The sequence below is a fragment of the Thermogutta sp. genome (genome assembly GCF_039793925.1).
Lineage (GTDB): Bacteria > Planctomycetota > Planctomycetia > Pirellulales > Thermoguttaceae > Thermogutta.
On sequence record NZ_JBAMME010000232.1, the window covers coordinates 30,394 to 36,966 of the forward strand.

Genomic DNA, 6,573 nt, shown 5'->3' on the forward strand with positions numbered 1-6,573 from the left:
AGATGCCACAGCAGGTGGCTCTGGGATTGTGAGAACTTTCTGCCTGGCATGATTTGATAGGAAACAACCTTAGGAGGGTTGCCCAATGAGTCCCCAATTTGTGGTTGGGATCGATTTGGGAACGACGAACTCAGTTCTCGCCTATGCGCCCTATGACGCAGACGAACCAAAACTGACAGTCTTGGAGGTTCCCCAACTTGTAGCGCCCGGGGTCATTGAAAGTCGCACCACGCTCCCGTCTTTTCTTTACATTGCACGGGACCATGAGATCACCGCGGGGACACTCGATTTGCCGTGGGCGCAAGGGCTGACTTACGCTGTTGGAGAATTGGCCCGACGCCAGTCAGCGGAGGTCCCCGAACGTACCATTTCGGCGGCCAAATCGTGGTTGTGCTACAGCCGGGTGGATCGACACCAGCCCATTTTGCCCTGGAACGCTCCTGCCGAAGTCCCTCGGATCTCACCGGTAACTGCTGCTCAGCGATATCTGGAGCACCTGATTGGAGCGTGGAATCACGCCTTCCCTGATGCCCCCATGAAACAACAAAAGGTCGTGCTTACCGTGCCGGCCTCATTCGATGCGGCCGCGCGCGAATTGACTCGAGAAGCAGCCCTGGCAGCAGGACTTCCGGATGATCTAATCCTCTTAGAAGAGCCTCAGGCGGCGTTGTACGCGTGGCTGGGCGACATCGGTCCCAAATGGCGAAAGCTGCTCAGAGTAGGTCATCAGGTCCTTGTTTGCGACGTGGGAGGAGGAACGACGGACTTTACGCTTGTCCGGGTGGAAGAACAAGACGGAGAATTGACGCTCCAGCGAGTGGCCGTGGGAAATCACCTCCTTGTCGGCGGTGACAATATGGACCTTGCTCTTGCCCATTTTGCCAGCCAAAAATTTGCCGAAAAGGGAATTGTGCTCGATCCGTGGCAGTCTGTCGCGCTTTGGCATTCATGTCGGGTGGCCAAAGAGAAGCTTTTGGGGGAGAATCCGCCGGAGCAACATGCCGTAACCATCCTGGGGCGTGGCAGCCGATTGATCGGCGGGACGATTTCGGTTGATATTGAGAGAGAGTGTGTGGCGAAATTGCTAGTGGACGGCTTCTTCCCCATCTGCGAGATTTCGGACCGGCCGGCCCGTCGCCGGGTTTCTGGATTCCGCGAACTCGGGCTTCCGTTTGAAACGGACACCGCAGTGACGCGTCACCTGGCCGCGTTCCTACAGTCTCACGGGGAAGCTCAGGATTCCCCAGTTCGGCCCACCCATGTCCTCCTTAACGGGGGAGTGTTTAAGGCAGCGCGATTCCGCGAGCGATTGCTCGAGGTTCTGACACACTGGTTTCCCGATCAGCCCCAACCGTCCCTGTTGCCGGGCGTTCACGATCTCGATCACGCGGTCGCCAAAGGAGCGGCCTACTACGCTTGGGCGAAAGACCACGGGGGTGTGAGAATTCGGGGCGGGACTGCTCGCGCGTATTACGTAGGAATTGAAACGGCGGGACCCGCTGTGCCGGGAATCCCTCGCCCACTTCATTTGCTCTGTGTGGTTCCCATCGGCATGGAAGAGGGCACATCGATCGACGTACCTTCCGAAGAAGTCGGTCTCGTGGTGGGCGAACGCGTAGTTTTTCGTTTCTTCAGTTCGTCGGTGAGGAAACAAGACCGGCCTGGAGACGTGCACCATACCTGGTCCCCAGAAGAAATAGAGGAGACGGATTCGCTGGAGGCATGTTTGCCTACGGATGACGGAACGCCAGGCGACTACGTCCCCGTGCGCTTTCAAAGCCGCGTGACGGAACTAGGCGTCCTCGAGTTATGGTGCCTCAGCACCACGAGTGACCAGCGATGGAAGCTCGAATTCAGCGTTCGTGAAGACGCTGATGCCGATGTCTGAACGATTTTCAACCGCTTTTGCCAGACTATCCAATGATAAGCGATGCATCACTCGGAGATAACCGAACCTGCTGCGCCACGTTTTGTTGTGGGGATCGACCTAGGAACCACAAATTCGGCGCTGTGTTACGTGGACACCGCCGAGTCTCCGTGGCGGGTGCGTGTCTTCCGCATCCCGCAACTGGTAGCCCCTGGCCAGGTGGAGGAACGGGAGACGCTGCCCTCGTTCCATTACGAGCCTGCGCCTGGCGAGTTTGATCCAAAACTGCTGCGGTTGCCGTTTGGCGCAGTTCACCGGGACTATATCGTCGGAGTGTTTGCTCGCGATCACGGTGCAGAGGTTCCTGGGCGACTCATCAGTTCTGCCAAATCCTGGCTTTGTCATACCGGGGTGGACCGAACAGCGCCGCTCCTTCCCTGGCATGGAGCACCAGACGCCACCAAGCTTTCTCCGGTGGAAGTCTCTGCCCGATATTTGGAACATCTGCGTGACGCTTGGGACAGCCGCTTTCTTGGATATCCATTGGCCGAACAGGACCTTGTGCTCACGATCCCGGCTTCTTTCGATGAGGTGGCCCGACAGTTGACAGTCAAAGCAGCGGTGCAGGCAGGACTTAAACGTGTCACTCTCATCGAAGAGCCACAGGCGGCTTTTTATGCGTGGATCTACCGGCACAGCGAAGACTGGCAGCGATATGTCCGGCCAGGCCAGAAAATCCTCGTTTGCGATATCGGGGGAGGAACGACCGATTTCACTCTTATCCGGGTGCGAGAGTCAAAGGATGGGATAGTTCAATTCCATCGGGTGGCGGTCGGAGAGCACCTGATTCTGGGTGGCGACAACTTGGACCTTGCCCTGGCTCACCACATTGAACGAAAACTCAATCCCAATGAGCCCCTTGAACCTCAAACATGGTCAGTGCTGGTGCGACGGTGCCAGTTCTTGAAAGAAAAGTTATTGAGCGAACCGGCGCCCGAGCGGGTAACCGTGACTCTCCCTGGACGAGGCTCCCGGGTTGTTGGTGGAGCCCGGCATTTCGAATTGACCCGAAACGAAGTCCTGGAACTCGTTTTGGATGGTTTCTTTCCCCCGGTGGAACTGGATGCCAGGCCAGCTATACGGCGGTCTGGGTTTCAGGAATTCGGCCTTCCGTTTGCCCCTGATCCTGCCGTGACGCGCTATCTGGCAGCCTTTTTGACGGCCCATCGTTTTGTGGCCTTGGATGGTAACTCAGCGGACCACGATCCTGCCCGACCCGATCTGGTGCTGTTTAACGGAGGTGTCTTCTATTCCCACGCCATCAGACGGCGTGTAATCGAGGTCATCGCTCGATGGTTCAGCACTACCGAAAGGCCCTGGCAACCAACCGTCCTGGAAAATGAACGCCTGGACCTTGCGGTGGCTCAGGGGGCGGCATATTACGGTATGGTCCGGCGCGGGGAAGGTGTGCGGATATCGGCCGGCTTGGCCCGCACGTACTACATCGGCGTGGCCATGTCCGGGGAAGACTTGCAGCACCTGGCCGCAACGGCGGAGACAACCAAAACCGAGCTCATCGCAAGTGAACCATTCGAACAGGAACTCCTCAATAGAGATCAGGAAGGCGAATCCCAGACGCCTGAGAAACTGGCAGCGGGCGTGTGTGTGTTGCCGGCAGGAATCGAGCCCGGGGAAGAGGTGCATCTAGCGGAACGTACGTTCCACTTGCGAATTGGCGAGCCGGTTGAGTTTCCGGTGTATTACTCGGGTACTCGATTGACCGATCCGGCCGGTGCGCTCGTTTTAGTGCGACCGGAGGAGTTGAGCTCGTTGCCGGCTGTGCGAACCATTCTCAAGGCAAGTTCACGTCGCGAAATGCCGAAGGACATTGCGGTAACCCTGCATGCCAAATTGACCGAAATCGGCACGCTGGAAATCTGGTGTTCGCAAGTAGGTGGAAATGGTCGGTGGAAACTGGAATTCGATGTCCGGTCGGCTGTGCAAATCGATCGGCCACCGCATCAGGGATCCGGCGAACAGGAGGGGATCCTCGAGGAAGGCCTTGCAGAAAAGGCCCTGGAGTTGATTGACCAGATTTTCGGTCCGGAGGCAACGGAGTCCCCAGCTGCTCTCCTTAAGAGGTTAAGCGAAGCCACACGTATGAACCGCGGGGACTGGCCCAGTTCTTTCCTGCGAAGGATCTGGCAGCGGCTGATGGAAAACGAAACCGGGCGGCGACGCAGTCCTGAACACGAAGCCAGGTGGTTGAACACTCTGGGTTATGCTCTCCGACCCGGTTATGGGCTGGCTGCCGATGACTGGCGGGTGGCCGAGACGTGGCGCGTTCTTCAGGGCAAGCTGGTGCATCCCACTCCTGCATGTCGGGCTGAGTGGTGGATCCTCTGGCGTCGCATTGCGGGAGGCCTCACGGCAGGTCAGCAGCAAGCGCTGGCCACGCCGCTGATGGCATCTGTCCGATCGCTGCACCGTCAGCAGATCCAGGGAACGGGAAGTACCGACTTTCCTTACGCAAGCCATGAAGGAGCAGAAATTTGGCGACTTTTGGGCAGTCTGGAACTCCTGCCGCTCAACTGGAAGGTCGAACTGGGACAGACCATTCTCGATCTTCTGCCCAAACGGCGTGTTCAGCAGGCCCTCCCGGCCTTGGTGTGGACGCTCGCTCGAATAGGCGCCCGCGTCCCTGTGTATGCTCCCCTGAACTCCGTGTTGCCCGAGGATGTTGTGACAATGTGGATCGAACGCCTGTTGCGGTTGAAACTTCCTGAGGAGATTCCACCGTATGTGTTCATGCAGCTCGCACGTAAGACGGGTGACCGTTACCGTGATGTGTCGAACAAAACTCGTCAACGTGTTCTGGCTTGGTTTTCACAGAGAAACGCTCCCGAACATCTGGTGCGACTCGTGGCTGAAGGTGGAACTCTTGAAGAGACGGAGCAAACACAGATTTTCGGTGAAGAACTGCCGCGCGGATTGCGGATCCTGTAGGCCTGCACTGAGATAAGATATCGGCAACCGTCGAAGAGTAATCCCCCGTAAATCGCACGAAAACCCGGAGCGCGCAACCGGCAAAAGCGTCCGGTCAGCCAGGTTTCGAGGTCGTCTTTTCTCTGATCCTCGTCAGTAAATGCTCTGTGGCGGCGACGGCTCTGAGACGCAATCTGTCAAGCTCGTCAGCCATGAGCTGAAGAGAATGAAAATCCCTCGCCTGGCGATACATCGATTCGGTGAGCTTTTCATAATTTTTGTTCCACTCCAGCCATAAGTGCAGAACCTGTGCGACCTCGTGGGTCAGAATACTTTCGCCTTCCACACGGCCCTTCGAAGGCTCGTGCAATGTCGATGACGGCGGTCCCCCCGAAACATTGCAATCGCACGGCCCCAATTGTGTCCACAAAGGCGGGCCGGGATGACTGGAAGGGCCTTCCACATCTGATGCCATTTGTTGTCCTCCGTGACAGCTGGAATTCAGCGCACAACCCGATTCAATGCAGGCGAAGGTTTTCGTGCCATTTAAAGGAACCTGTCTGTAAGGTTTCCTCAGGAAATCGATCGAGCCCAGGTTGATTCTTGCGCCCATCACGAAATGTGTTTAAACGGTCCATTAACGGGCGCCCAGACCCGGGAAATAGCCGTAATAATTCATGAAATAGCCACCGGTGGGAGCGGCACGGCCCACATAGCCGCCGCCCGATTGTGCGGGGCTTTCGATCTGCCGGAGTCGCTGAGAAATCTGGCGGTTTGTCTGCTGTTGTTGAATCATGGGTCTTACAAGGGAATAGTAGTTCCCGACGCGGCCAAACGTGCCCTCGGGGCGATAAAGATTGATGTACGGACTAACGCTGGCAGGGGGTGAATAGTCGGAAAACGGCCGTTCCACGGGTCGAGCTGGAGCGGTGCCCGAACCACCCCCTTGAGAGCTGGAAAATCCCGTCATATACGCCGGAAAAGGACCGCCAGCCAGCGCAGCTTCTCCGCTGACCCAGCCACCTCCACCTGCCGGAAGACGAGGTGGGCTCGAGGCCATGGTCGGTGGCAACGGTATCTCAGAACGATTGGCCTTACCGCGCGGACCTGCCGCTCGCGATGCTTCGGAAGGCATCGGCGGGCTACCAGACTGGGCTGGCGTCATCGTCGGCGAAGATTCAGGCAAACCAGACGGTGATGGCGGCACGGAAGGCGTTAACGGTGGAGCAGGAGGAATTAAGGTTCCCGGGGCTCCGGATACGGCATTTCCACTCGTCACTTGGCCCGGTGCATTTTGAGCCGCAGCGAGTACCATGGTGGCAGCCAGTGCCCCGCACAAACCGTACGTGCACCAAAGGCTTCGCATAGGGTCTTTTCCTAACTTTATGGCCGAAAGGTTCCGCCGCGTTTTCCCCATCTCTTCCTACTTGGAACGATTGTCAGTGGTGATCGGAGTCAGGTGATGGTTTAGCCGCTCGTTGTCCGCTCCAATTCTATCAAAGTCCCGCCCTGCGGGAGAGATCAACAAGCCGTTGCCACGGGTTCAACCGCCCGGCGCCCAAAAGCCGGTGTTCTGGTTGTTTCGTGCAAGGTTCCGATGTGGCGTTTCGACTGACTGTCAGCCTTGTTTGTCTAACACAACTTTCGTGCTACGCGTTTTACGTGCTCACACCTCAGAATCCGATGCGGTTGCGGTTAAATCCACGGCCCATGGTCTGCAG

At 57.4% G+C, this 6,573-nt stretch carries 3 protein-coding genes; 2 read left to right on the plus strand and 1 reads right to left on the minus strand.

Annotated elements, in window-relative coordinates:
* Positions 1–85: 85 nt before the first annotated feature.
* Together ABJK56_RS10355 and ABJK56_RS10360 are read left to right on the plus strand one after the other, a co-directional pair.
* A complete protein-coding gene (locus ABJK56_RS10355; protein ID WP_347244594.1) occupies positions 86–1,888 on the plus strand; it encodes an Hsp70 family protein in 1,803 nt (600 codons plus the stop codon).
* A gap of 42 nt (positions 1,889–1,930) precedes the next feature.
* Positions 1,931–4,873 carry an Hsp70 family protein gene (locus ABJK56_RS10360; protein ID WP_347244595.1) on the plus strand — a complete coding sequence of 981 codons (2,943 nt, stop codon included), beginning with the start codon at positions 1,931–1,933 and terminating at the stop codon, positions 4,871–4,873.
* A gap of 616 nt (positions 4,874–5,489) precedes the next feature.
* Here the strand turns inward: ABJK56_RS10360 and ABJK56_RS10365 are convergent.
* The gene (locus tag ABJK56_RS10365) at positions 5,490–6,218 is read right to left on the minus strand and encodes a hypothetical protein (RefSeq protein WP_347244596.1); all 729 of its coding nucleotides are present in this window, start codon (positions 6,216–6,218) and stop codon (positions 5,490–5,492) included.
* Positions 6,219–6,573: the final 355 nt, after the last annotated feature.

Bases quoted from the DNA above. Each gene is read 5' to 3' on its own strand.
- ABJK56_RS10355 (WP_347244594.1), top strand. From the start codon at position 86: ATGAGTCCCCAATTTGTGGTTGGGATCGATTTGGGAACGACGAACTCA.
- ABJK56_RS10360 (WP_347244595.1), top strand. From the start codon at position 1,931: ATGCATCACTCGGAGATAACCGAACCTGCTGCGCCACGTTTTGTTGTG.
- ABJK56_RS10365 (WP_347244596.1), bottom strand. From the start codon at position 6,218: ATGCGAAGCCTTTGGTGCACGTACGGTTTGTGCGGGGCACTGGCTGCC.